The following is a 25,027-nucleotide window of genomic DNA, read 5'->3' on the forward strand; positions in this document are numbered from 1 at the left end:
TGAGACGTGCCCCAGCCCGACCGCAGCCCCCCTGCACCTATGACAACCGAAGCGCCACACCGCCGGGACGACCGGCCACACCGGGTCTGGGCCCTCCTGATCTCCACCGCGATCTCCCGGGTACCGACCACCGTCTTCTCCGTTCTCTTCGTCATCCAGGGCAGGCCGTACGGGCCTGCCGCGGCGGGTACCGCGGTACTGCTGTTCTCGGTGGGCTCAGCGCTGAGCGGCGCACTGGCGGGCTGGATGCAGAGCCGCTACGACCACCGGATGATCCTCTCGGTCAGCGGCGTGCTCGCCTGCGTGCTGCTGCTGGTCCTCGGCTCCGGAGACATCCCCGTCGGAGCGTTCTGGGCCGGGGCGTTCGGCGTCGGAGTGGTCTTTCCGGCGACGCACATCTCCGCACGCTCGGTGTACCCGATCGTCACCGATGGCGCCCGGCTCCTGCAGGCGTACTCCTGGGACGTCAGCCTGGTGCAGGTCTCCTGGATCATCGCCCCCGCGCTGGTCATCGTCGTGGCTCCCGTCGTGGGCGGGCTCGGCGTTCACCTCATCCTGGCGGCGCTCATGCTGGTCGGTCTCGTGTGGTACGTCGCCATCTTCCCGGTCGCCGAGCTTCGTGTCGTCCGCGATCGGCAGGGCTCCGGGAGCTCCCGGGCCAGCGGGAACTGGACCACCCTGCTCACGGAGCCGAGAACACTCGTCTACCTGCTCACCGTGGCGTGCATCATGTTCATCTCGGGTCTCGTGCTGCCGGTCATCATGGACGCGAGCAGTTCATCGATGCTGCAAGCAGTGGCGGTCTCGGTCTGGTCGGTGGGGTCGACCGTCGCATCCGTCGTCGTGAACCGCAACGGAATACGTCGCCGTCGCCTCGTCTCCGGAGTCCTGATCGCCATGGCCGCGGCAGCCTTTCCGATCGCGCTCGGGAATGTGGTCCTGTTCGGGTTCGCGCTCCTGGCGTTGGGCTTCGCGATGTCCCCGATCACGGGTGCCGTGTTCTACGGATCCTCCCGGACGTTCACCTCTGACCTGCAGCCGATCGTGTTCGGCATCGTCACGAGTTCGCAACTGGTCGCCCAGGGCATCGGATCGGCCGTCTCGGGCGCCCTGCTCGACACCGCATCCGGTCACGTGTCGATCGCCGCGATCTTCTTCGGCGTGCTGACGGTGCTCGTCTCCCTGGTCGTGCTCAACCCCGGTGACGCATTCGGTCGCGGGTGGAGACCGGGGAGAGGAGCATGGAGCGCGTTCAAGACGCGGCGTCCGCGAGTTCGACCGTGAGCTGCTCGGCGACCTGCCGCAGCGCTCCCTCGATCGTCGTGAGCTCGCGTTCGAAGCGGCCGCTCGGAGCTGACACCGAGACAACCCCGACCAGGGGGCTCCTCTCGGCGCTTCCGAGCCGCACCGGGAAGGCAATCGCCGAGACCCCTTCGGAGAACTCGTTCCGGACGACGGAGAAGCCCTGCTGCTTGGCCTCGCGGACGCCGGTCACGACGCGGTCGAGACTGTGTGCCTCGCCGTCGGTCTCCCAGATGGCGCGCACCTCGTCTTCCGTGCATTCCGCCAGCAGGACGTACCCCACGCCCGAGCCGATCAGCGAGAAGGGGCGCCCATTCCAGGAACGGGCGTACAACCGCCTCTCCGGCTCGGCCGAGGTCAAGGTGACGGCCTGGCTCCCATCGCGGACCGAGAAGAACACCGACTCCTCCACGTCGGCGCTGAGGCGACGGATGCGTGGATGCACCACCTGAAGGACCTGTGCCATGAATGCATGCTGTGACAGCAGGACGAGCCCCCAGCCGAGGCGGTATCCCTGACGGCCCGGGAGGCGCTCCACCAGTCCGTACTTGTTGAACGTCTGCAGGTAGCGTGACACCTGAGCCTTGTCCAAGGCCGTCTCCCGCGCGAGGTCCCCGACCGCACGGGCACTGGCGTGGTCGCCGCGGAGCGCGAACAGCAGTTGTAGCGCCTTGTCGAGAGACGACACGCGTTCCCCGCTCATGCGCGCTCCTTCGGCTCCTATGTCAATGAGCATTGCCAACATATCAACATAGAGCGCGGTCCGCGCGTCGCGATGCGTAGACGATCTTCTTTTCCCGACACCGTCCTGATGGGATCGCCGCGCGGGTGAAGCGGAGAGGATGCCCTTGTCGGCGTGTCGTTCCGAGCTGGCTACGGGGGAGGGCTCAGGCGCCGAGCTGACGCTGGAAGACGGACGCCGGAACGCTGTCCTTGCCGCGGGTGACCGCATCCTTCACGTCGGTGACGGCGCCCTGCGCGTTGGCGACCGTGAGCTCGGGGGTCGCGTCCTTGAGCTCCTTGAGCTTGCCCTGTCCGACGAAGGCGAGGAGGCCCGCGAGAATCAGCATGACGACACCGACGATGACGAAGCCGAGTGCGATGCCGGGCACGGTTCCGACGGCGCCACCGAGCAGGATGCCGACGCCGATCGACGCTGCGATGTACAGCAGGCCGGCCGCGCAAATCGCGAAGTATCCCGCGGCACCGAGCAGACCCGCTCCGATGCCCGCCGACTTCGCCTTCGGGAGAAGCTCCGCCTTGGCGAGCGCGACCTCGGCCTGGACCAGCGCCTTGACGTCCGCGGTGATGTCCTGGATCGTCCCGCGGGGATCGCTGTCGGCCATGTGAGCTCCTTCGATTCGCTGCGACGAGCCTATTACAGGCGAATGTCCACGGCGTCATCCGGGGGCAGAAGCGGCTTCGACAGCTCGGAGTGGTCGACGACCGCACGCCAGCACTGCACCCGCCAGGGCAGGAGGAGGGGCTCCGGTGCGCGCGCGGACGAGTCGTACAGGTCGCCGACGGCGGCCGCCAGTTCGTCGAGCGCCTCGCGGGGAAGGCTCTGCAGCGTCGGGTGGGTTCGCACCATGTCGACCAGCCCGGAGCGGGTCACCGGCACCCACATGCGGAAGTCGCGATGCTCGAGGTCGGGAAAGAAGTCGCTCTCGGCGAGAGTGTCCACCGAGGCGGTGCCGTAGCCGCCTCGCATCGCGGCCGGGTCGGCTCCCTGCAGGAGGGCGGCGAGGCGGCGCACCCAGGGCACGGAGTCGTCGCGGGTGAGGTACATCACCGCGAAGGAGCCGGCCGGCTGCAGCACGCGGGCGATCTCTGCATACGCGAGCCCGGGGGCGAGCGTGTGCAGGTTCTGGCAGGCGAGGACGACGTCGAACAGGCACGGTGCGAACGGCAGGGACTCCGCCTGCGCGACGATCCGTCGCGAGTCGGGGGCGAGCCGGGCGAGGCCCTCCAGGGCGTCGGGAAGCCGGTCGATGACCGTGAACGAGTGCGTCGTCGCGGCCAGGCCGCGCGTCACGTCGGCTCCGGGGACCCCGAGGCTGAGAACCCTCCGGTGCGAACCGGGGATGAGCCACTCCAGCGCGGACGCAGGCAGCCGACTGCCGGGGGAAGAGCTCATGGGGCGATGGTAGTCACCGGGGTCGGCGGTGCACACCGCCGACATGCGGCGGTTGTCCACAGGACGCGATCGGGCGAGGACTGTCCACAGGGATGTCGGCGTCGTGGCGCGATCGGCGACCGCGGTCGCATGCCATGGGCGTGAATCAGCCCCTGGAATCGGAGTTCCTGCTCGCCAGCGCGGATCACCGGCTCGTCGACGAGGTGCTCGCGGTCGCTGCGGCTGTCGCCGTCGAGCCCGTCGTCGTGTCCGACGCGTCTCAGGCGGCGACGCGGTGGAGCGCGGCCGGCACCGTCCTGGTCGGTGAGGATCTCGCCGCGGACGTCACCGCGCTGTCGCTGCCCGCCGGACCGACCGTCCATCTCGTCGGATCCGATCCGGCCCGGCTGAGTGCGTGGTCGATGCCGTTACGCGCGTCGGTGATCGAGCTCCCGGCCGGGGCCGCCTGGCTGACCGGCATTCTCGCGGGGGGCGAGGGCGCCGGCCTGTGCCCGGTCGTCTCGGTCGTGGGGGCGTCCGGCGGGGTTGGAGCGTCGACGCTGGCCGCCGGGCTGGCGTACCGTGCCACCCGGTCGGGGACGTCCACGGTGCTGGTCGATGCCGATCCGCTGGGCGGCGGGATCGACCTGCTGCTCGGGGCGGAGCGTGTCGGGGGCTGGCGATGGGACCGATTCGCGCGCGCCGAGGGCCAGATGGGCGACCTGCGTCCGGTGCTGCCGTCCGTGGACGGGCTCAGCCTCCTGTCGATGGGTCGCCGTTCGTCCGCGCAGCTCGCGCGAGAGCCCGTCTCCGCCGTGATCGGGTCGTTGCGGCGCACCTACGACCTCGTCGTGATCGACCCGGGCCGGAGCCAGCTTCCCGGCTCACTCGAGTGCGGGCGGCTGGCCACGGCGTCGGTGCTGGTGGTGGCGTGCTCGGTGCGGGCGGTGGCGGCTGCCCAGCAGGCACTCGGCGGCTGGGCCGGGGTTCCTCCGCATGTGGTGGCGCGGCGGCGCCGTGGCACCGGCGTGGGGCCGGGGGATCTCGCGGACAGGCTGCGGACCCCGGTGGCCGGCGTCCTGCCCGAGGATCCCGATCTGGTGGCGGCGGCCGAACGCGGCGACCCGCCCGGGCGCAGCCTGCGCCGGCGGCGTGGATGGGGGCGCGCCTGCGCCGAACTGCTCGGGGTCCTGGTATGACCGGCCGCGCGACGCACCCGTCCGGTCCGCTTTCCCCGCGCTCCGGCGCGGCCGTCGACCGGGTCGAGATCGAGAGGAACGGCGTCGAGTCCGGTGCGGATCGTGTCGTCGGGGAGGTCCGCGCCGGGCTCGCCGATCTCGGGCGGAGCTACACCCCGCTCGACGTGGCACGCATTCTGCACGACCTCGGACATCCTGTGACCGACGCACTTGTCCGCGCGACGCTGGAGGCTCTGCGGCGCGACAGCCTGGGAGCCGGGCCCCTCGACGACCTGCTGCACGAGGACGGCGTCACCGACATCGTCGTGAACGGCCCCCGGCAGGTCTTCGTCGACAGGGGGGCGGGGCTGGAGCCGGCCGGGGTCCGGTTCGCCGACGACGCTGAGGTGCGCCGGCTGGCGATGCGCCTCGCAGCGGGCGTCGGCCGCCGCCTCGACGAAGGAAGCCCCTACGTCGACGCCCGGCTGCCCGACGGCACCCGCGTCCACGCCATCCTCGGCTCCCTGGCGACGCCGGGCACCTGTCTCTCGCTGCGGCGCCCGGCGCGCCGTCGGCTCCGGTTGGACGACCTCGTCGCCGCAGGATCGATCCCGCCCGCCGGCGCCGACCTGCTGCGTCAGCTCGTGGCGCGCAGACTCGCCTTCCTCGTGTCGGGCGGAACCGGCTCGGGCAAGACCACCATCCTGGGTGCGCTGCTGGCGTGCGTGGATCCCGCCGAGAGGCTTGTGATCATCGAGGACAGCCGAGAGCTGGATCCCGATCATCCGCATGTGGTCCGGTTGGAGGCGCGGCATGCCAATGCGGAGGGCGCCGGTGCTGTGACGCTGACCGATCTCGTGCGGCAGTCCCTGCGGATGCGGCCTGACCGCGTCGTCCTCGGCGAGGTGCGGGGCGGCGAGCTCAGCGACCTGCTGACGGCGCTGAACACCGGCCACGAAGGGGGGTGCGGCACCGTCCATGCCAACTCGGCAGCCGCCGTCCCGGCCCGTCTCGAGGCACTGGGCGCTCTCGGCGGCCTGGGGCGGACGGCGCTGCACGCCCAGGTCGCGGCCGCGCTGGACGTCGTCATCCACCTGGGGCGCGACGCCGCCGGACGCCGCGTCGTGAAGGAGCTCCACATGCTGGTCCCCGATCCGCTGAGCGGTCTGGTGTGCTCCATTCCCGCCGTGACGTTCGAGGCCGGGCGAACGGCGGTCGGTCCGGCAGGCCCCGACCTGGAGCGGAGGCTCGACCGATGAGCCCACAGGCATGGTTCGCGGTCGCCCTCTTCGCGCTGGCTGCGGGGCTCGCCGTGCCGCGGTCGCCGGGGCGCGTGCTGTCCCGGCTCGCCGCGGGGCAGCCGGTGAGGGCCGCCGCCCGCCGCGATCCGGTCTGGCCGGCGGCGCTCGCTCTCGCCGTCGGCGGGGTCGTCGTCGCGGCGCTGGCAGGCGGTCGCGTCGTGGCGACGGGTGCCGTGTGCGTCGCGATCGTCGCGCTCACGCTCCTGCGGGTGGTGCGCGGCGGGTTGGCCGCCCGCACCCGGCGCCGACGTCGGGCCGAGGTCGCCCTGGCCGGTGAGACGCTCGCCGGCTTGTTGCGGCTCGGCCATGTGCCGGCGCGCGCGCTCGCGATCGCGGCCGAGGAGTGCACGGTCCTCCGAGAGGCCGCCGCGGCGCAGGGTGTCGGTGCGGACGTCGCCGACACCCTGGCGAAGGCGTCCTCCCAGCCGGGGCTCGACGAGCTGGCCCAGATCGCCGCCGGGTGGCGCATCGCGACCGCGACGGGCGCGTCGATGGCATCCACGATGGACGCCGTCGCCGTGCGGCTGCGGGGCGAGCAGCAGGTGTCCGGAGTGGTCCGGGCGGAGCTGTCGGCCCCACGCGCGACAGGCCGGCTGCTGGCCGGACTGCCGGTGGCGGGGCTGCTCCTGGGGTACCTCATGGGCGGGGACCCGCTCGGCTTCCTCACCGGGACGGTGCTCGGGGAGGCGTGCCTGATCGCCGGGGTGTCACTGATGTGCGCCGGTCTGTTGTGGACCGACCGCCTCGCGGATCGGGCCGGCGGGTCGGCATGAGCGCCGCCGGATGGGCGGCGGCGGCATTGTGGGGCCTCGCCGTCGCGCTCACGGTCCGCCCGGGAGGGCTGCCCCGGTTGCGCGCCCGTGAGGGCCGGACGCGGCTTCCGGTATGGACGCGTGGGCACCCCGGCGGCCTGGAGTGGCGGTTGCGCCTGACGCTCGGTCTGGCGGCGGCGGCCCTCGTGAGTCTCCTGCTGGGCGTGCCTGCGCTGCTGGTTCCGGTGGCAGCGGTCGTCGCCGGGATCCCGGTCGCCGTCCTGCTCGGGAAGCTCGAACCGCCCGCCGCGAAGCGGCGCACGGTCCGGCTGCAGGCCGACCTGCCCCAGGTGTGCGATCTGCTGGCCGCCTGCCTCGACGCAGGTCTGCCCCTGCGCGAGGCCGCGCGCGCGGTGTCGCAGGCCGTGGGCGGACCGCTGGGGCGTGAGCTGGCGCGAGTCGCCGCACAGACGGCGCTGGGCGTCGCCGATGCGGACGCATGGCGCAGTCTCACCCATCCCGTTCTCGTCCGCCTCGGCAAGGACCTGGGCAGGGCCGCCGAGGCCGGCACGGTGTCGAGCCGGCACCTGCGAATGCATGCCGTCGAGGCCACCGGGCTCCTGCGGGCCGCGCGGGAGGAAGCCGCCCGCAAGGTCGGGGTCCAGAGCGTGCTGCCCCTGATGGCATGCTTCCTGCCCGCTTTTCTGCTGCTGGGCATCGTGCCCATCGTCGGCGGTTTCGTCGCGACCCTGTTCGGCTGACCTCGTGCTCTGAGCCGCCGGCTGCGGTGGGTCGGGCCTACGGTTCGGGCCGCCTCGGCCCGGTCGTCCCTGCGCTCGTGGACCGGACTCGTCCGGGCCATGGCCGGCCTGCGTCGGGACCCCGTCGTCCGCGCCCCGTGAACCGGTCGCAACCGCCGTGTCCTCGCCGCCGCCTTGAGGTCCTCTCGCGCTGAGCTCCGGTCGCCGCGACTTCAACTCGATCGCCAAGACCGTGGCGACGAGCTACGAGGTGCTGTGTGAGCACAAGGTCGCCGAGCAGGCGCGCGAGATGCTGCTGCGCCTGCCGGGCGCCCGCGCGGCCGAGTTCGAGTAGGCCGTTCCCTTCCGGAGGGTCCGCCGAACGCTCCCGAACTGCCGAAAAGCCGCGACAATCCGGCAGGAACGGAGCGTTCGGCGGGCCTGCTCAGGAGTCGAGCATGTCATCCCCGCCCGTGGGCCGGACTTCTCCACCGCCGGCTCGCGGGTCGCAGGCACGTCGTCACTCCCGCGCCCGTGCCCGAACACGGATCCACAGGCTGCCGGGGAGACAAGTCCCGTCCACAACCGGACCCCGGCTCCGGACAGCTCCGGCCTCTGGGTCTCACATCAGGGGTGCGCCACTCGGGTGCGACCAACGAAGGAGGAACCAATGACCGCAGTGCAGAAGTCCCCGTCCACGGGGCTCAAGCTGAAGAACCGCCGCCGCGACGAGCGTGGCATCACGACGGCCGAGTACGCAGTGGGCACGGTCGCCGCGGTGTCGATCGTCGGCGTCCTGCTGAAGATCATCACCACCCCGGAGTTCTCCCAGATCCTGCTGCAGATCATCAAGTGGATCGTCGAGATCATCACGGGACTGGTGGGCTGATCCGATCCGGCGAGGCCGCGGGCGGGAGAGCGTTCAGCCCCGCCCGCGGCCTCGGGTCGCTACGACCGAGGAGGTGCGGGATGTCCGCAGGGGGACACCGGCGTGACGAGCGGGGCATGGTCACCGCCGAGATCGCGGCCGGGACGCTGCTCGTCGCGGCCATGGCCGTCGTGATGGCATGGGTGGGCGGGGTGATCGTGCTCCAGCAACGCGTGAACGACTCCGCCGTGCAGATCGCCCGGCAGCAGGCGCGAGGCGACACCGAGTCGTTGGCCCGCGCCCGGGCCGCGGCGCCCGAGGGTTCCGTCGTCGAGATCGCCAGAGAGAAAGGGGAATACGTGGTGACCGTCCGCTGCCGACCCCAAGCGCCGGTTCGGTGGCTCGCCGGCCCGGAGGTGTCGGGCACCGCCCGCGTCCAGGCCGAGCCGGGGCAGACGTGAGCGGCGCGGTTGCGAGGCGCCGCGACGACTCCGGCGCGGGGACGGCCCTGATCGCGGCCGTGGCGCTGGTCGCCGTGTGCGCGATGTGGGTCGCCGTGGTGCTCGGGGCATACGTCGTCGCCGCACAGTCCGCGAAGGCCGCCGCAGACCTCGCCGCCGTCGACGGCGCCCGTGCCGTCGACGGGGGAGCGGCCGACGGATGCCGGGCCGCCGCCGCGACGGCGTCCGCCAACGGAGGATCGGTGCAGGAGTGCGCGACATCCGCCGATGGCGTCGAGTTCGTCGTATCGGTGCGGGTCGCGGTCCGCGTCGCCCTCACCGTTCCGGGCCTGCCGGCCGAGGTGTCCGCATCGTCGGAGGCCGGACGCACGACACCGTGAGGCGATCGGGGCCGCGAGCCGGCATGCGGCACGATGGGACCATGCGTCCGATGCTCGCCACGCCGTCAGCCCAGCCGGGCGTGCCCCCGTCCGGAGGCGAGTGGTGGCACGAGGTCAAATGGGACGGCATCCGGGCCCTTGCCGAGGTCCGCAACGGCTCGGCGAGGCTGTGGAACCGCAACGAGGTCGACGTCACCGTCGCCTACCCCGAACTGAGACTCGACGGCTCCCTGCTCGGCGAGGACGTCCTGCTCGACGGTGAGATCGTCGCGCTCGAGGGAGGACTCCCGTCCTTCCCGCGGATCGCGTCCCGCATGCACGTCAGGGACGCGGCGCGGGCCGCCCGGGCCGCGCGGGCCGCACCCGTGACGTACATGGTCTTCGACCTGCTCCGGCTGGGCGGCGTCGAGCTGCTGGAGGTGCCGCTGGCGGATCGGCGGGCGATCCTGGAAGGACTCGACCTGAGCACGGTCACGGGCGGCGACGCGTCGCCGTGGCAGGTGCCACCGACCTACGACGACGGGCAGGCGCTCGCCGCCGCGACCCGCACACAGGGGCTCGAGGGCGTCGTCAGCAAGAAGACCTCCTCGGTCTACCGGCCGGGAGCACGCAGCACCGACTGGGTGAAGGTGCCGCACCGGACCGAGCTCGTGGCGGTCATCGGCGGCTGGGTCCCCGAGACGGCCTCCCCCCACCGGCTCGGCTCCGTCTGGGTCGGCCACCCCAGTGACGAGGCGACGTTCGAGCGGACCGGCACCCTGTACCCGATCGCCCGCGTCGGCTCGGGGCTGCCGCACGACCAGCGCGACGACCTGCTCAGCGTCCTGCGGCAGATCGAACGGCCCACAAGCCCCTTCGATCCCCTGCCCGTTCAGCCCGAGGTCCGCCGCACGACCTGGGTCGAGCCGGTGATCTGCGTCCAGATCCGCTATCTCGGGGTCTCGCCCTCGGGATCGTTGCGCCAGCCCGTGCTGCGCGCGATCCGGCCCGACGTCGTACCCCTCGACGCGGCCACCGCGCCGCTGCTCCCGCTGGACACCGCGGACTGAACCGCCCGTCGGGATCGCGACCGCCCGCGAGGACTCAGCCCTCGACCAGCAGCCGCAGCAGCGTCGTCGCCCCGGGCTTGTCGAGGTGCTGGTTCCCGTTGCCGCACGTGGGCGACATGACGCACCGCGGACAGCCGTCGGGGCACCCGCAGGTGCGCAGCCGCTCCAGTGTCGCGGTGAGCCACGCGCCGGCCCGCCGGAACGCCGCCGCGGCGTAGCCGGCGCCACCGGGGTATCCGTCGACGACGAAGACCGTGAGCAGCCCGGTGTCGGGATGACGGGCGACGGACAGCCCGCCGACGTCCCAGCGGTCGCAGGGCGCGAACACGGGCAGCATCCCGATCGCGGCGTGTTCGGCGGCGTGTGCGGCCGCCGCGGGATCGGCCACCTCGGCGGCGCCCAGGCGCAGGACCTCGTCGGGCAAGGTCCACCACACGGCCTGTGTGGCGAGAGTGTGGGCGGGCAGATCCAGCGGTGTCCGGTCCCACACGGCGAGGGTCTCGGCGTCGCGTCGCAGGTACTCCGTGACCCGGGACGTCATCCGCACCGGACCCACCGACAGCATCCCCGCCCCCAGCGGCGCGGACTCGTGCGTCCCGAGGATGCTCACCTCACTGCCCGACAGGGCCTGGGTGACGTATCCCAGGTCGGTCGGGGCGGCACGCACCAGGGCGGTCCTGTCCGCCGGGGCGTACGCGTCGACCAGCCACGGCTCGCCCTGGTGGACGTACACGGCGCCCTCGTGCACGGTCGCGTCGGCCGCAGCGGGGTCGACCGTGCCGACGACGCGGCCGGTCGCCTCCTCGATGATCTCGACGGGACGCCCGCCGATGGCCCGCAGGTCGATGGCGTCGACCGCCCGCTCGGGCCGGGTCCAGAACCAGCCCGACGGGCGCTCCCGCAACACGCCCTGCGCGGTGAGGGCCTTCACCGCCGGCAGGAAGCCGGGCCCGAAGTAGGCGGCGTCGGCGGTCGTGAGCGGGAGCTCCTGGGCCGCGGCGGCGAGATGAGGGCCGAGGATGTACGGGTTCTCGGGATGCAGGACGGTCGCCTCGACCGGGGCGTCGAAGAGCAGTTCGGGGTGCTCCGTGAGATACGCGTCGAGCGGCTGCTCGGCCGGGACGAGGATGACGAGGGCGTCCCGGTCGCGTCGCCCGGCCCGCCCGGCGCGCTGCCACATCGCGGCCAGGGTGCCGGGGAACCCGTCCATCACGACCGTGTCGAGACCGCCGAGATCGATCCCGAGCTCGAGGGCGTTGGTGGCCACCGCGGCCGCGATCGACCCGTCCCGCAGCCCCGATTCCAGGGCGCGGCGCTCGTCGGGCAGGTATCCGGCCCTGTACGCCACGACGCGCCGGCCGGGCACGAGGCCGCGGAGCCGCTCGGCCACCGACTCGGCGAGCCTGCGCGACGCGACGAACCCGAGGGTCTGCCGCTCGTGGTCGACCGACTGCGCCATGAGTCCCGGCAGGTCTCCGGCCGATCCCGGCTGCCACACGACGAAGTCGAGCGCCGGGCGCGGACTGGTCGCGGCGGTGACCTCGACGACGTCGTCGACTCCCGTCAGCCGCGTGGCTGCGGCGGCGGCGTCCACGGTCGTCGCCGACGTGCACACGAACGCGGGGTCGGAACCCGCCGCCGCGCAGAGGCGCCGCAGCCGCCGCAGGACCGCGGCCGTGTGCGCGCCGAAGCTCCCCCGATAACGGTGGCTCTCGTCGACGACGACGAGACGCAGGTTGCCCAGGAAACGCCGCCACCTGTCCGCCTGGGGCAGCACCGAACGGTGCAGCATGTCGGGGTTGGTCAGGACGAACGTCGCGAACTCGCGCGCGTAGCGGCGCTCGGCCTGATCGCAGTCGCCGTCGAGGCATGCCGGGGACCAGCCGGGCAGCGTCATCCGCGTCAACCGTGCGAGCTGGTCGTGGGCGAGGGCCTTCGTCGGGGCGATGTACAGGGCCGTCGGCGCAGCACGGCGGAAGGCGAGACGCGTCGGGTCGGCGCCGGTGGCCGCCTCGGCGGCCCGGACGAGCGCGGGCAGCAGGTACACGAGGGTCTTGCCCGTCGCCGTCGGGGTGGCCACGGCCACGCTGCGACCGGCCATCACGGCCGCGGCGCCCGCGATCTGGTGTCGCCACGGACGTTCGATCCCCGCTCCGCGCAACGTGGTGCGAACCTGTTCGGGCACCCACCCGGGCCAGTCGACCGCTTCCCCGGACAGTGCCGGACGCGACTCGACGTGACGGATCTCCGCCCGCCCCGCCAGCCACTCCGGTACTGCCACGGATCCAAGCCTGTCACCATCCACCGCCGGTTCGGGACGGCCGGGCCGAGAGGCGGGCAGCCCGCGAGGGATCAGCCAGACGTCCCGCCGGCGTCGTCGGGAACGGTCGCGGGCCGAGCGGGGAGAACCCCGAGCGCGGTCGCGGCGATGATCGCGACCACCGAGGCCACGGTGGTCCAGCCGACACCGAGACCGCGCACCGCATCGGCGACGACGGCGGTGAGCAACTGACCGCCGACCACTGTCAGGGTCAGGGCGAAAGTGCCCAGCCGCCGGACCGCCCAGGCGGCGGTGATGACGATCGCCGCCCCCAGCGGGCCGCCGAGATAGCGGTACCAGTCGGCGGGAGCGGCCGGGAAGGAGACCGGGCCGAGGAACCCGCCCGCGGCCGCGACGGCGACGATGGCGGTGATCACGACCGTGCCGCCGGTCGCCGAGGCGAAGCCGGCGATCACCGGATCGCCCGACTGCTGGGCGACCGCTCCGTTGCCGGCGTTCTGGACCGCGAGCAGCGCCCCGGAGACGAAGAAGAGGACGCCGATGATCACCGCCCCGCCCGCTCCGGCGCCTGTGCTGCCGGAGCCGGCGACCATCGCGAGGGCGAGCCCCGCGATCGCGGTGAGCGCGGCCGCGAGCCGGCGTCCGGTGAGCGGCAACCGCTCGGGCACCCCGATCCCACGGCTGTCGAGCAGCAGTCCGGCGACGGTCTGCCCGGCGACCGAGCCGACCGACGCGACGGCCACGCCCACGATGGGCACGCCGTACGCGGAGGTCAGGACGATCGGGATGCCGCACAGCCCGATGGCGTACCACCACGGCTTCGCGCGCTCGCGCAGGACGCGCACGGTCGCGGACGCCCGGCGGCGCGCGACGACCACGACCAGGATGGTGGCGAGAGTGCCGACGTAGGACACCCAGCCCGCGATGATCGCTCCGGTGCCGGCAACGGCGAGATCGCCGTTGGCCATGCTCTGCAGTGCGATGAGGGCGCCGACCATGGCCGCGGCCAGGACCGCGGGGGCGATGGGCGTCCGGGCGGCCGCACGACGTGTCGTCACCCGATGATCGTAGTGTGCGCGCCGGGAGTACCCTGTGCCGGGTGTCAGCACGGTTGATGTTGGTCCATGCCCATCCGGACGACGAGACGAGTCAGACCGGGGCGACCCTCGCCAGGTACGCCGCCGAGGGTCGCGTCACCCTCGTCACCTGCACGCTCGGGGAGGCCGGTGACATCGTCGCGGACGACCTCTCGTACCTGACCGCCGAGACGCTCGGCGAACACCGCCTCGGTGAGCTTCACGCCGCGATGGCCGACCTCGGCGTCACCGACTATGTGCGCCTCGGCGGCGATTTCGCCTATCGCGACTCGGGCATGACCACCGACGAACAGGGCACGGTGCATCCGCTGGACGATCTGCATCCCGACTGCTTCTGGCGCGCCGACCTGCTGGAGGCCGCCACCCACCTGGTGGCGCTCATCCGCGACCGGCGTCCCCAGGTGCTCGCGACGTACGACACCGTCGGCGGGTACGGGCATCCCGACCACGTGCAGGCCCACCGGGTGGCCATGTACGCCTACGTGCTGGCGGGGACGGCATCGTTCCGGCCCGATCTCGGCGGCGCCTGGACCGTCTCGCGTGTCCTGTGGACGGCGTGGGACGCCGCGAGCGTCCCGGAGATGGTGGCCGTCGCGGATCAACTGGGTCTGTCCGAACTGCTCACCGGCTGGTTCGACCCGGGGGCGGAGCTGCCGCCCATGTTCGTCCCCCACGAGTACATCGGCGCACGCGTCCACGAGCAGCCCTGGGCCGCGCAGGTGGCGTCGGCGCTCGGCCGCTACCGCAGCCAGGTGGACGTCGACGACCCGTGGTGGCAGTTCGTGAAGGTGGCTCCCGACGTTCCGCGGTACGAGTCGTTCCGGCTCGCGGCCGGCGTCCCGTTCCCGCCCGGCGAGCACCCGGCGACCGACCTGTTCGCCGGGCTGTCCCTGGACGACTGACCGGGAGCCCGGCCGGACGTCAGGACGCCGCGACGCGGGCGAAGTTCTCCAGGATGCGGTGCTGGGTGCCGTCGACGTGACTCCCGTGCGCCTGGTGCACGAGGTCGTCCAACTCGTCGGGGCGGAAGTAGCCGGCATGCGTGTACAGGCGCATCCGCTTCTCGAGGTCGATCGCGTCCAGTTCGGGATGGAACTGCGTCACGTACACGTTCCTTCCGGAGCGGTACATCTGGTAGGGCGCCGCGTCGCCGGTGGCCAGCAGCGTCACGCCGGGCGGCAATTCGAGGCAGGCCTCCTTGTGGCCGGTGAACGCCGCGAACCGGTCGGGCAGCCCGGCCAGCACAGGGTCGGCCCGTCCGTCGTCGGTGAGGACGACGTCGATGGCGCCGATCGGCTCGGCGTAGGTGTTGTCGACGACCCCTCCCAGCGCCATCGTGACGAGTCCGACGCCGTAGCACAGGCCGATGAACGGGAAGTCGTGGGCGATCACCTCGGCGAGCAGGTCGGCGAGTTCGCCCTCCACCCGCTCCTGCAGCGCCGACTTGTGTTCGTCGGAGGCGTTGAACGGGCTGCCGCCGACGATGATGCCCGAGTAGTCCTCCAGGTGGATCACCGGCAGGGGGGCGGACTCGACGCGGACGTGCCGCAGGTCGTCGGGGTCCAGCCGGGTGTGGCGCAGGACCGACCGGTACTCCCCGAGCGCGGCCTCGTCGGTGTCGCGCGTGCCGAGGAGAAGGAACGGTTTCATGACGCCGAACGGTAGCGCCCGAAGGAATGCGGGACAAAGCCGTCCAGGGCCGCCGGCCGTTCACGGCCCGCGTCCTGCCGCGACGGCGCCGCCGAACAGCGTGAGGTCAGGGAGTCCCGAGCCCGATCCACAGGTCGAGCAGGAACCAGCCGAGCACGAGCGCCGCCCCTGTGACCGCGAGCCGCAGAGCCCAGGCGAGCACGTGCTGTCCCCGCTTCGCCGCGGTCCCCGGCCGTCGCCGGCGACGGCCCGCCGACACGACGATCGCCGCGCCGAGCGCCCAGCACAGCGCGTAGGCGGTGACCGCGGCCACCGTTGCCGCCACGGGAAGGTCGTGCCCGCCCGAGCGGCCGAGGAGGATCGCCGCAACGCTCAGCAGCAGCACCCACACCCAGGCGAGCCTGCGATCCGCCGGCGCGCGGATGAACCCGCCCGGGCGGCCCGGCGCGTCGACCGGCTGATCCGCCGCCCGGACCTCGAGCACTCCGAGCAGCGACCACGCGACGGCCACCACGACGAGCAGCGCTCCGACGACGACGGCCCAGAACACGTCCGATGACACCGTGACTCACCTCTCCGGATTCGAGCGCGTGGCGGCGTCGATCGCGAGACACCGCCACGCGTGCTGTCTTGCGAGCGAACACTGCGCCAGTAGCTACCGGCGCGATCGTGCACAGCCCGAACCTGGCCGGGTCGACCATGTGACTGAGGCATCTTCGTTGACGTCTGCCGGCGCTTGCGCGGCGATCATGACTGGCGCCGACGTCCCGTGCGTTTCCCTGCGACGCTAATGCGGTCGGTTCTGCATGTCAATGATTGTGGGGATGTGCGTATTCACGAAGAGGGCCGGTAATAAGCGTTGCGTGTGGAGAGTGCATAGCCACCCGCATTGTCGCCGTGCGCTAGACGACTCCCGGGTAGCTTCTGTCGCGGCCCGGCCCGGTCGCGTCTCGCTGCGTGGCATCACCCATGATCGCCTACGCCGGGACGTCCTGTGCGCCGGCCGCGGGCGGGGTGAGCCCGTCGAAGTCGGGGGTGCCCGCGCGGCACTCCCGGACGGCGGCCGCCGCGACGGCCGTCACCGACCCGGTCCGTGCGTACACCCGGCGCTGCCGCTCGTAGCTGGGTCCTCGTGCGGCCATCTCGGCGACGAAGGACAGCTCTTCGCTGCAGCTCAGCTCGGCGGCGATCGGCAGCAGGTCCTCCAGCAGCACATTCAGCGAGTCCCGCAGAGCCAGCTCGCGCAGCCGCCGTCCGGGCAGGACGACGTGGGCGTCCAGTCCGTAGCGGGCGGCCCGCCACTTGTTCTCGCGCACGAACCAGGGGGCGAGCCGCGGGAGCAGGCGTCCGTCGTCGAGCTGCCGCGACATCCATTCCGTGATGCACTGCGTGAGCCCGGCGAGCGCGGCGACCTCGCGTACGGTCGGAATGCCGTCGAGCACCCGATTCTCGATCGTCCCGAAGGTCGGCGAGGGCCGGACGTCCCAGCGGATCTCGTTGGTCTGGCTCATGATCCCGACCTCGACGTGGTCGGCGAAATACGCCTCGTACTCGTCCCAGGTCGTCACCGCGGGAGGCAGCCCCGCACTGGGGAGCTGCTGGAACAGCATCGTGCGCTGGGAGGCGTAGCCGGAGTCCTCCCCCTCCCAGAACGGGGACGACGCCGACAGGGCGAGCAGGTGCGGCAGATAGACCGCGAGTCCGTGAACGATGGGCAGCGCCTTCGCGGAGGAGTCCACTCCCACGTGGACGTGCGTGCCGCAGATGACCAGCCGGTCGGCCCAGTACCGCGAACGCTCCTTGATCCGGGCGTAGCGTTCGCCGGACGTCGTGGCCTGCTCGGCCGCCTTGGCGAACGGGTGCGTCCCCGCGGCGAGCAGGCGCAGACCGCGGGCACCGGCCTCCGCGTCCAAGGTCCGGTGATGCTCCTGGAGTTCGGCGGCCGCTCCGGCCACCGTGGTGTGGACGCCCGTGACGATCTCGACCATGTGCCGCATGTACTCGCGCCGGAACGGGCTCGGCGGGGCGTCACCGAGCGCCGTGAGGAGTTCCTCGCCGCGCGGAGCGAGGGCATACGTGTCGGACTCGACCAGCGCCAGCTCCCACTCGATGCCGAGCGTGCTCTGCGCGGACGGGGCGAACGAGATCTGCATCGGACCCCTCCTCGAACGGCCGGTGCCCGAACAGTCCGGACGGGCAACAAGTGTGAACGCGACGACGCGGCCATGGCAAGAGCGCAACGCCGTGCGTCGAGGTCCTGTGGCGATGGAACGTAGCCCCAAGGTCCAAGGGACATCGCAGAACTCGGCCGCGTGGAAGTCCGGCGGTTTCCTGTAAGCTCTTGTGAGAGCCTCGACGGATGAGGTTCCGGTCGCATTCACCGGCACAGGGGGAATGCACCAGTCGGGGGGCTGGGTCTAGTGAACGGTTCTGGAGAGCGCCCACGCGGGCTGGCGCGCTGGATGTCGCGCACCGCGACGCCGCATCCGGATGACCAGACACTCGTTCGTCGCTGTCGCGAAGGCGATATCGAGGCCGCCGATATCCTGTTCCGCCGGTACCACCAGACCGCCGTCCGCATGGCCGCGAAAGAGACCCGCTCCCTGGATCCCGAGGAACTCGCATCGGAGGCCCTGATCCGCGTCTGGGTCGCGATGCGCGGCGGCGGTGGGCCGCAACACGCCTTCCCGCCCTACCTGCGGGCGACGATCCGCAACCTGGCCGCCACGTGGGCGACCCAGAATCGCGAGGACCCGGCCGAGGCCGAGCAGCTCGACGCCGCCATGTCGCGGGCACACGACGAGCCGGGGTTCGACTCCGCCGTCGTCGAGCACCAGGTGATGATGGAGGCGTTCGACTCGCTTCCGGAGCGCTGGCGCTCGGTCTTGTGGATGACCGAGATCGAGGGTCTGCGTGCCGCCGAGGTCGGTGAGCGGCTCGGGTTGACGCCGAACTCGGCCGCAGCGCTGAGCAAACGGGCACGAGGGGCCCTGAGCCGTGCCTGGCTCCAGGCGCATGTGGAGCGGCACGGCGGCGGGGACGAGTGCGAGTGGGTGCTCGATCGCCTGGCGGCGTACGTCAAGGACGGACTCACCGACGCCCAGGACCAGCGGGTCCGCGATCATCTCGACGAGTGCAGCGATTGTGCTGGCGCCATGCGCCGGATCGCGCACCTGGGCGCCTCCCTGCGGGTCGCCGCCCTGATCGTGGGCGGCTCGGCCGCGGGCGTCACGGCGTGGACGCTGACCGGAACGCAGGTCGCCGCCGCCGCGACCATCGGGCAGGCATCGGCCGGGGCGTCAGGCGCGAAGGCCTTCTTCCGGACGATCAGGCGCGCCGCGGATCGATCGGGCATGGTGACGGCGACGGCGGCCGTCACTGTGGTCGCGGTCGCCGCCGTCGCCTTCGGTGCGGCGTCCGGCACCGGACAGCCCGATGCAGGCCAGGCCCCGGTGGCCGCGCTGCCACCGGCCAGCGGCGGATTCGGCAGCGGCGGACAGGGCGGCAGCTCTGGTTCCGGTGCGGCGGCGTCCGCATCCACCGCCGCAGCCTCCACTGCAGCGGCGACTCCGGACGCGACCTCCGAACAGGCGACCCAGACGGACCCGTCGACGTCGCCGGACGGCACCACCGCGTCCGTGGCGGACTCGGACGCCGGCACTGATCCATCTGCGACACATGTGGTGACGGTTCGCCCGACGCCGTCGGCGGCGCCCTCGCGGCCGACACCGTCGCAGACGGCGACCTCCACGACCGCGTCCCCCGGCACCACCTCGCCGACAGCCAGGCCGTCGTCTCCGGCAACGACTCCGACATCCTCCGCCCCGACGCCCTCGGTGACGCCGACCGTGCCGACGCCGACTGTGCCGACGCCGACTGTGCCGACGCCGACTGTGCCGACGCCGACTGTGCCGACGCCGACCGTCCCGACGCCGACCGTCCCGACGCCGACCGTGCCGACGCCGACCGTCCCGAGCCCCGGTTGTTCGTGGGTGCATGCCACACCCCCGACGTCGGGCACCTGCTATGTCGTGGACGACTGGATCGTCTGCTGCTGGATCTGAGCGCGCCGCGCCGGTCCGCGGGATCAGTGCGTCGGTGTGGTCCAGTACTCGTAGGCCCATGCGGGTGTGAATCCCAGGCTCGTATACAGCGTGACCGCGGGGGCGTTCTGCTCTTCCACCTGCAGATAGGCCGTCTCGACACCGCGGCGGACGGCCTCGGCGCCGATCGAGGCGAGGACGGCGCGCGCATGGCCATGGCGACGATGAGCGGCGGCGGTCCGCATGCCGTGGACGCCGACCAGCCCGCCGGCGAACGACCCGCACCCGACCGCGACGACACTGCCGGACTCCGGCGCCGGCTCGGGGCAGGTGACCGCCGCGACGCTCGCGTACGACGTGTCGCGCCCGCGCCGCAGCACCGCGACCCGCGCCGCCCCGTCCACCGGGTCGAACCCCGGCCCGAGAAACACGGCGGACCACGCGTCGTCCGGCCCCGCGGCCAGCCGGCTCACGCCCGGGTCGCCCGCGGCGCGGAGCCCGTGCGACGCGCCCGTCATGACGAGGACGAGGCCGCGGGGCGAGTACCCCCGGCGCCGCAGGTCGGCGTACAGGGCGGCGAACGCCGGAACGTCCCTCGGCAGGCGCAGCACCGGTCGTAGCCCGTGACCGCGGTACACCTCCTCGATCAGAGGCAGGACGGCCGGGTCAGGTGCGTGGTGGCTCAGCGGGACGGCGCTCTTGGTGCGTGACACCGTGCTCGTATCGAGGGGGAGCAACCAGCCCGGAACCTCGACCAGTTCGCGGGACGGGACGGCCGCGAGGGTCGCGCGTTCGATGGTCTCCACCGGGATCGACACGCCCTGCATTGTGATCCGGGAGCGTCGCGTGCGCGCCGGATTCTCGGATGCCGGTCGTGTGGAGCGGCGGGGTGGGCGACCGTCTTGCCAGGGGCAGAGGCATCGAGCGGAACCGGTCGGAGAACTCGATGAGGACGGGTCCCTGGTGCACCCGATCGGAGTCGGGCACCGGGATCGACCGGCACCGGTGCGGGGCGGTTGATCGCGACCCGGTGACCGCTCGAGTCCGAGCGCGGTCGGCAGGAGGACCGGCGGCTGTGTACATTCAGCGGGCGATGAGACCGGTGATGCGCGGGACGATCGGCCTGGCGGGTGCCGCCGCACTGGGGTACGCGCTCCTCGTGGAGGGCCGGCACTGGAGCGCGAACCGCCACCTGCCCGCACCGTCGGCGGCCGCTCGCGCTCTCCTCGTCCTCGGATGCCCGCCGAACGCGGACGGCTCGCTCGGCGCGACGCAGCGCTGGCGCGTCGACCTCGCGCTGCGGGCCTGGCGCCCGGGCGACCGGGTGGTGTTCAGCGGCGCCGCGTTGTCCGGTCTGCCCAGTGAGGCCGACGTCATGGCCGCATACGCCCGGCGATGCGGCGTGCCGGCGGCGGCGATCGTGTGCGAGACACGCGCTCGTTCCACCTGGGAGAACATGCTGTTCGGCGCCGACGCCGTGCGTGACGCCCCTGAGGTCATGATCGTCTCCGACCCGCTCCACGCCCGGCGGGCACTGCGGATGCTGCGTCGGCAGGATCCGGCCGTCGCGACGCGCGTCGTGCGCCTGCCCGGATACCGGTTCGGCGAGCACCCGTGGCGCAAGACCGTCTCGGCGGTGTTCGAAAGCCCGCTGAAACCCGTCGTCCTGTGGGTCCACAACCGGTCGCGAACCCACCGGGGGGTGACTGCCAGGTTGTGAGGCATAGGAGGGCTGGTCGCCGACTCGGGGCGGGGTGACCGCCAGGTTGTCCGGGTTATCCGGCCCGGATCCGGCGCCATATGCCGTGCAACCTGGCGATCACGACGCAGGGGGGCGCGGCATCCGGGCGGTATGCCGTGCAACCTGGCGGTCAGCGCCGCGTCCCCTGGACCGCGAGCCTCGCCGTCGGCCGGGGAGCGGCAGGATGGGGTCATGTCCACCTACGCCGCTGACCTGGCCGCCTTCGTCACCGATTCTCCTTCGTCGTACCACGCCGCCGCGACGGTCGCGCGGCGCCTGCGCGAGGCGGGGTTCACCGAGCAGGACGAGGCCCGCGAGTGGGAGGCGGGACCGGCCCGGTACGCGATCCGCGACGGCGCGATCATCGCCTGGCGCATGCCGGCGGACGTGTCCCCCGACACCGCGGCCTTCCGGATCGTCGGCGCCCACACCGACTCGCCGGGGTTCAAACTCAAGCCGTCGCCCTCCACCTACGCCCAGGGTTTCGCCCAGGCCGGCATGGAGGTCTACGGCGGCCCGTTGCTGAACTCGTGGCTGGATCGCGAGTTCGGGCTCGCCGGACGACTCGTGACGCGCGACGGACAGGTGCACCTGGTGTCCACCCCGGCCTGGCTGCGCATTCCGCAGGTCGCGCCGCATCTCGACCGCAGCGTCAACGACAGCCTTCATCTCGACAGGCAGCAGCACCTGATGCCCCTGCTGGCGAACGGCCCGGTGGACATCCTCGCCGCCGTGGCAGAGTCGGCCGGGCTGTCGCCGGAGGATCTCGACGGTCACGATCTGTTCGCGGCCGTGTCCGAGGCCCCCGCCGTGATCGGCGTCCGGGGCGACTTCCTCGCGTCCGGACGGCTCGACAACCTCTCCAGCGTCCATGCGGGCACTGCGGCGCTCGTGAGCGCCCGGCCCGTCCACGACATCGCGGTGCTGGCCTGCTTCGATCACGAGGAGATCGGCAGCACGTCCCGCAGCGGCGCGGCCGGTCCGTTCCTGCCGACCGTGCTGCGCCGGATCGCCGCTTCGCTCGGCTGGGGACTGGACGCGTTCGAGGCGGCGCTGGCGCGTTCGTTCGTCGTCTCCGCCGATGCCGGCCATTCCGTGCATCCGAACTACCCGCAGCTCCACGACCCCGACCACCGGCCGGTGCTCGGCGGCGGACCGTTGCTGAAGGTGAACGCCAACCAGCGCTACACCACCGAGGGCCCCTCGGCCTCCCGCTGGCAGCGGCTCTGCCGGTCCGTCGACGTCCCCACGCAGCCGTTCGTGTCCAACAACGCGGTGCCGTGCGGGTCGACCATCGGCCCGTTCGTGGCCGCGGGGATCGGCGTCGCGTCGGTGGACGTGGGCATCCCGCTGCTCAGCATGCACTCCGCCAGGGAGTTGTGCGATGTGGAGGATCCGCGTCGGCTGGCCGAGGTGCTGGGGGCGCACTACGCCGCGGCCGACGACTGACACGCCCGCCGCGACCCGGACGGCGACGGCTCACCTGTCCTCGGGTGACGGCCCGAAGCGGTGAACGGTGCCGTCCCAGCCGGTGACGACCCGTTCGAGGAGGTCGGGCAGGTCCGGCGGGTACACGGGGTCGGTCAGCAGACGCACCTCGCTCACCGGCACCCAGCGGGTGCCTTCGAGGGTGTGGCCCTCCAGCGGGGTCCAGGCGGAATCCCCGACGGTCGGCACGGCGGTGCAGAGGAAGAAGGCATCCTGCTGGCGCACGGGACGACCGAGGTAGGTGAAGGCGTTGTCCCAGGTCGCGACCGGGCCGACCAGCTCGGACTCGGTCACGATCAGCCCCGTCTCCTCGCGGAGCTCGCGGACGGCGGCCCCCCGGGCGGACTCGCCGGGGGTGATCCCGCCCCCGGGCGTCCACCAGAAGTGCACGGCGGGCACGTCCGGCTCGTGGCCCGCGAGCAACAGGACGCGTCCGTCCAGCACGAGCAGGACGCGTCCTGCCGAGCGGCGGCGGCGCCCATCGGCGCCCGCCACCCATTCGTCGTCGGGGAACCGGACCCCCGGTGCGGGGTCATTCACAGGCGGACCCTAGCAAACACAGGGGGAGTGCCCAGCGCGGATCGCTGTCATGGAGGACGGCTCGCACCGTCAGCCAACGAAGCAGGAGACTCATGAGCATCGCGAAGAAAGTCGGGTTCTCGATCGGCGCCGCCCTCCTCACACTGGGGACGCTCGTCGGCGTGGCGGCCTGCAGTGACACGTCGTCCGCGTCCGGCGATTCGTCGGCCACGCAGGAGCCGGGCGGAGGAGGCGGCCAGGGCCAGGACGTGTCGGGGCTGGCCGCGGCTCTCGCTGACGGGCTCGGGGTCGACGAGTCGACGGTCACGTCGGCCCTCAACGACTTCCTCAGCTCGAACCGTCCCTCCGGCACGAGCCAGCCGAGCGGGATGCCCACCGACGGCAGCATGCCGAGCGGCATGCCGACGGACGGCTCCATGCCGAGCGGGCAGGGCACGCCGCCCGCCGGCCAGCAGGGGACTCCGCCGAGCGGTGCGCAGGGGACTCCGCCGAGCGGCGGTCAGGGCGGTGGAGGCGGAGCCGGCTGGCTTGCCGACTCGTCCACCCGCGAGAAGCTCGCGGCGTACGTGGCGGAGAAGCTGAGCGTCGACGAGGCCGAGGTGACGACGATCATCGAGGAGTACGTGTCCTCGGCGGCGACCGCGGCTCCCAGCGCCACGCCCACCAGTTGACGGGTTCGTTCTCGGGCGGTGTCGCGTGTGACACGCTCGACGGGTGGTCGGCGGGCCGCACCCGCGGTCGGCGTTGCCTCTCGCCGGTCCCGGCCGGGACATCTCATGGACCGGTCAGGGGCTGGGGAGTACCCGCGACGATGGGAACCGGCTAGCGTTGCCAGTGCGTCGTAGCCGCGCACCCGACTTCTCAAAGGAGGCAGCCGTGGGTCTGATGGACAAGCTCAGAGGCGAAATCGTCGACATCATCGAGTGGCTCGAGGATTCGCGCACGCTGTTGGCGTGGCGCTTCCCCCGCTACCAGAACGAGATCAAGCATGGCGCCCAGCTCATCGTCCGTGAGGGACAGCAGGCGATCTTCGTGCACAACGGCCAGATGGCCGACACCTTCGGACCGGGCCAGTACAGCCTCACGACCGAGAACCTTCCGTTGCTGTCCACCTTGCAGGGCTGGAAGTACGGCTTCAACTCCCCGTTCCGTTCCGAGGTGTACTTCATCAACACCCGGCCCGTGACGGATCTCCGCTGGGGGACCGCCAATCCCGTCACCGTCCGCGACCCCGACTTCAAGATGGTCCAGGTGCGCGCGAACGGCCTGTGCGTCGTGCGTGTCGCCGACCCGCCGGTCTTCATGCGGCAGGTCATCGGCACGGACTCGTCGGTGGACGTCGAAGAGATCTCCGAACTGCTGCGACGGGTCATCACGCTGGCCTTCTCCGACATGATCCTGGAGACCGGGCTGGGCGTCATCGATCTGCAAGGACGGCAGGTCGAGCTCTCCGACAAGCTGCGCGATTTCGTGGCCGACCGGGTGGACGACGAGTTCGGGCTCGCCATCGACTCCATCACGATGAACGTGTCGCTGCCCGACGAGATCACCCAGGCCATGACGCGTGGCGTCGCCCGCGGCGTCGAAGAGGCGGGCTGGGTCAATCAGCTCGACGACATGCAGCGCTACCAGCAGGCCAAGCAGGCCGAGGCGATGGTGGCTGCGGCCAACAACCCCGGTGGCGGCGGCACGATGGGCGATCTCATGGGTGCCGGGCTGGGCATGGCCATGGCCGGTCAGATGGCGAACCAGATGAACCAGCAGGCGCAGGCCGGGCAGGCCAGCGCCCCGCCGCCGCTGCCCGGGGCGGCGCAGACGTTCCACGTCGAGCTCAACGGCTCCGCTGCCGGACCGTACAACCCGGGTCAGTTGCAGGCGGCCGTCCAGGCAGGGCAGGTCACGCCGACGACTCTCGTCTGGTCGACGGGGATGGCCGGGTGGACCCCGGCCGGTCAGGTGCCGGCGCTGCAGCAGTTGTTCGCGGCACCGCCGCCACTGCCGCCGCAGACCCCGCCGGCCGCGCAGGGCCCCGCCCAGTAA

Annotated in this window: 25 protein-coding genes and 1 pseudogene; 16 read left to right on the forward strand and 10 right to left on the reverse strand. The window is 72.2% G+C overall.

What is annotated here, in order from left to right:
- Positions 1-39: 39 nt before the first annotated feature.
- Complete coding sequence (locus G555_RS0111015; protein ID WP_028708918.1) at positions 40-1,284, forward strand: MFS transporter; 1,245 nt, start codon at positions 40-42, stop codon at positions 1,282-1,284.
- On the opposite strand, the gene G555_RS0111020 is transcribed toward G555_RS0111015, so the two are convergent.
- From G555_RS0111020 to G555_RS19425, 3 genes are all read right to left on the reverse strand, one after another.
- Positions 1,253-2,005, reverse strand: coding sequence for an IclR family transcriptional regulator (locus G555_RS0111020; RefSeq protein ID WP_028708919.1), 753 nt, complete (start codon positions 2,003-2,005; stop codon positions 1,253-1,255). The two genes, G555_RS0111015 and G555_RS0111020, sit on opposite strands and share 32 nt — an antisense overlap.
- Positions 2,006-2,189: 184 nt before the next feature.
- Positions 2,190-2,648: a phage holin family protein gene (locus G555_RS19420; RefSeq protein WP_051208849.1), complete on the reverse strand. Its 459-nt coding sequence runs from the start codon at positions 2,646-2,648 to the stop codon at positions 2,190-2,192.
- 32 nt (positions 2,649-2,680) lie between these two features.
- Complete coding sequence (locus G555_RS19425; protein ID WP_036922720.1) at positions 2,681-3,439, reverse strand: class I SAM-dependent methyltransferase; 759 nt, start codon at positions 3,437-3,439, stop codon at positions 2,681-2,683.
- A gap of 140 nt (positions 3,440-3,579) precedes the next feature.
- Here G555_RS19425 and ssd point away from each other — a divergent pair, with 140 nt between their 5' ends.
- The 9 genes and pseudogenes from ssd (at position 3,580) to G555_RS19460 (ending at position 10,147) form a co-directional block, all read left to right on the forward strand.
- Complete coding sequence (ssd, locus tag G555_RS19430; protein WP_169337907.1) at positions 3,580-4,617, forward strand: septum site-determining protein Ssd; 1,038 nt, start codon at positions 3,580-3,582, stop codon at positions 4,615-4,617.
- On the forward strand, positions 4,614-5,855 hold the full coding sequence (locus tag G555_RS0111040) for a TadA family conjugal transfer-associated ATPase (RefSeq protein WP_084635197.1): 1,242 nt from the start codon (positions 4,614-4,616) through the stop codon (positions 5,853-5,855). The genes ssd and G555_RS0111040 overlap by 4 nt, the downstream gene beginning before the upstream one ends.
- A complete protein-coding gene (locus G555_RS19435; RefSeq protein ID WP_051208856.1) occupies positions 5,852-6,670 on the forward strand; it encodes a type II secretion system F family protein in 819 nt (272 codons plus the stop codon). The genes G555_RS0111040 and G555_RS19435 overlap by 4 nt, the downstream gene beginning before the upstream one ends.
- Positions 6,667-7,410 (forward strand): type II secretion system F family protein, encoded by a 744-nt coding sequence (locus tag G555_RS19440; protein WP_156887526.1) that lies wholly within the window; start codon positions 6,667-6,669, stop codon positions 7,408-7,410. Before G555_RS19435 ends, G555_RS19440 begins: the two co-directional genes overlap by 4 nt.
- A gap of 187 nt (positions 7,411-7,597) precedes the next feature.
- Positions 7,598-7,744, forward strand: a pseudogene (locus tag G555_RS23405) (general stress protein); the annotation flags it as partial.
- Between the two features lie 315 nt (positions 7,745-8,059).
- Positions 8,060-8,278: a DUF4244 domain-containing protein gene (locus G555_RS19445; protein ID WP_036922454.1), complete on the forward strand. Its 219-nt coding sequence runs from the start codon at positions 8,060-8,062 to the stop codon at positions 8,276-8,278.
- Positions 8,279-8,358: 80 nt separating this feature from the next.
- On the forward strand, positions 8,359-8,718 hold the full coding sequence (locus G555_RS22640) for a TadE family type IV pilus minor pilin (protein ID WP_169337908.1): 360 nt from the start codon (positions 8,359-8,361) through the stop codon (positions 8,716-8,718).
- Complete coding sequence (locus G555_RS22645) at positions 8,715-9,098, forward strand: Rv3654c family TadE-like protein (RefSeq protein ID WP_051208862.1); 384 nt, start codon at positions 8,715-8,717, stop codon at positions 9,096-9,098. The genes G555_RS22640 and G555_RS22645 overlap by 4 nt, the downstream gene beginning before the upstream one ends.
- Positions 9,099-9,139: 41 nt before the next feature.
- Entirely contained in the window at positions 9,140-10,147 is a 1,008-nt protein-coding gene (locus G555_RS19460; protein WP_051208864.1) for an ATP-dependent DNA ligase, read from the forward strand.
- Positions 10,148-10,181: 34 nt separating this feature from the next.
- Here the strand turns inward: G555_RS19460 and G555_RS0111080 are convergent, their stop codons facing one another.
- Both G555_RS0111080 and G555_RS0111085 read right to left on the reverse strand, forming a co-directional pair.
- Entirely contained in the window at positions 10,182-12,428 is a 2,247-nt protein-coding gene (locus G555_RS0111080; protein ID WP_028708921.1) for a DEAD/DEAH box helicase, read from the reverse strand.
- Positions 12,429-12,499: 71 nt separating this feature from the next.
- Positions 12,500-13,486: a DMT family transporter gene (locus G555_RS0111085; protein WP_028708922.1), complete on the reverse strand. Its 987-nt coding sequence runs from the start codon at positions 13,484-13,486 to the stop codon at positions 12,500-12,502.
- Positions 13,487-13,527: 41 nt separating this feature from the next.
- On the opposite strand from G555_RS0111085, the gene mshB reads away from it, so the two are divergent.
- Entirely contained in the window at positions 13,528-14,427 is a 900-nt protein-coding gene (mshB, locus tag G555_RS0111090) for an N-acetyl-1-D-myo-inositol-2-amino-2-deoxy-alpha-D-glucopyranoside deacetylase (RefSeq protein ID WP_028708923.1), read from the forward strand.
- A gap of 19 nt (positions 14,428-14,446) precedes the next feature.
- Here mshB and G555_RS0111095 read toward each other — a convergent pair whose 3' ends face one another.
- The 3 genes from G555_RS0111095 to G555_RS19465 form a co-directional block, all read right to left on the reverse strand.
- On the reverse strand, positions 14,447-15,175 hold the full coding sequence (locus G555_RS0111095) for a glutamine amidotransferase (protein ID WP_028708924.1): 729 nt from the start codon (positions 15,173-15,175) through the stop codon (positions 14,447-14,449).
- A gap of 106 nt (positions 15,176-15,281) precedes the next feature.
- Entirely contained in the window at positions 15,282-15,737 is a 456-nt protein-coding gene (locus G555_RS0111100; protein ID WP_028708925.1) for a hypothetical protein, read from the reverse strand.
- A 415-nt stretch (positions 15,738-16,152) separates the two neighbouring features.
- Positions 16,153-17,328, reverse strand: a complete 1,176-nt coding sequence (locus G555_RS19465) for a glutamate--cysteine ligase (RefSeq protein WP_051208868.1) — start codon at positions 17,326-17,328, stop codon at positions 16,153-16,155.
- A gap of 309 nt (positions 17,329-17,637) precedes the next feature.
- Here G555_RS19465 and G555_RS0111110 point away from each other — a divergent pair, with 309 nt between their 5' ends.
- The gene (locus tag G555_RS0111110; protein ID WP_028708926.1) at positions 17,638-19,239 is read left to right on the forward strand and encodes a sigma-70 family RNA polymerase sigma factor; all 1,602 of its coding nucleotides are present in this window, start codon (positions 17,638-17,640) and stop codon (positions 19,237-19,239) included.
- 23 nt (positions 19,240-19,262) lie between these two features.
- On the opposite strand, the gene G555_RS19470 is transcribed toward G555_RS0111110, so the two are convergent.
- On the reverse strand, positions 19,263-20,036 hold the full coding sequence (locus G555_RS19470) for a GNAT family N-acetyltransferase (protein WP_211223235.1): 774 nt from the start codon (positions 20,034-20,036) through the stop codon (positions 19,263-19,265).
- 287 nt (positions 20,037-20,323) lie between these two features.
- Between G555_RS19470 and G555_RS19475 the strand changes: the two genes are divergently transcribed.
- Both G555_RS19475 and G555_RS0111125 read left to right on the forward strand, forming a co-directional pair.
- Positions 20,324-20,938 carry a YdcF family protein gene (locus G555_RS19475; protein ID WP_051208870.1) on the forward strand — a complete coding sequence of 205 codons (615 nt, stop codon included), beginning with the start codon at positions 20,324-20,326 and terminating at the stop codon, positions 20,936-20,938.
- A 213-nt stretch (positions 20,939-21,151) separates the two neighbouring features.
- Positions 21,152-22,408, forward strand: coding sequence for a M18 family aminopeptidase (locus tag G555_RS0111125; protein WP_028708927.1), 1,257 nt, complete (start codon positions 21,152-21,154; stop codon positions 22,406-22,408).
- Positions 22,409-22,438: 30 nt separating this feature from the next.
- Here the strand turns inward: G555_RS0111125 and G555_RS0111130 are convergent, their stop codons facing one another.
- Entirely contained in the window at positions 22,439-22,987 is a 549-nt protein-coding gene (locus tag G555_RS0111130) for an NUDIX hydrolase (protein WP_084635199.1), read from the reverse strand.
- Positions 22,988-23,079: 92 nt separating this feature from the next.
- On the opposite strand from G555_RS0111130, the gene G555_RS21305 reads away from it, so the two are divergent.
- Together G555_RS21305 and G555_RS0111140 are read left to right on the forward strand one after the other, a co-directional pair.
- Positions 23,080-23,658 carry a hypothetical protein gene (locus G555_RS21305; RefSeq protein WP_028708929.1) on the forward strand — a complete coding sequence of 193 codons (579 nt, stop codon included), beginning with the start codon at positions 23,080-23,082 and terminating at the stop codon, positions 23,656-23,658.
- 214 nt (positions 23,659-23,872) lie between these two features.
- Positions 23,873-25,027: an SPFH domain-containing protein gene (locus tag G555_RS0111140; protein ID WP_245581275.1), complete on the forward strand. Its 1,155-nt coding sequence runs from the start codon at positions 23,873-23,875 to the stop codon at positions 25,025-25,027.

The sequence above is a fragment of the Propionicicella superfundia DSM 22317 genome (assembly GCF_000423465.1).
GTDB classification, from domain to species: domain Bacteria; phylum Actinomycetota; class Actinomycetes; order Propionibacteriales; family Propionibacteriaceae; genus Propionicicella; species Propionicicella superfundia.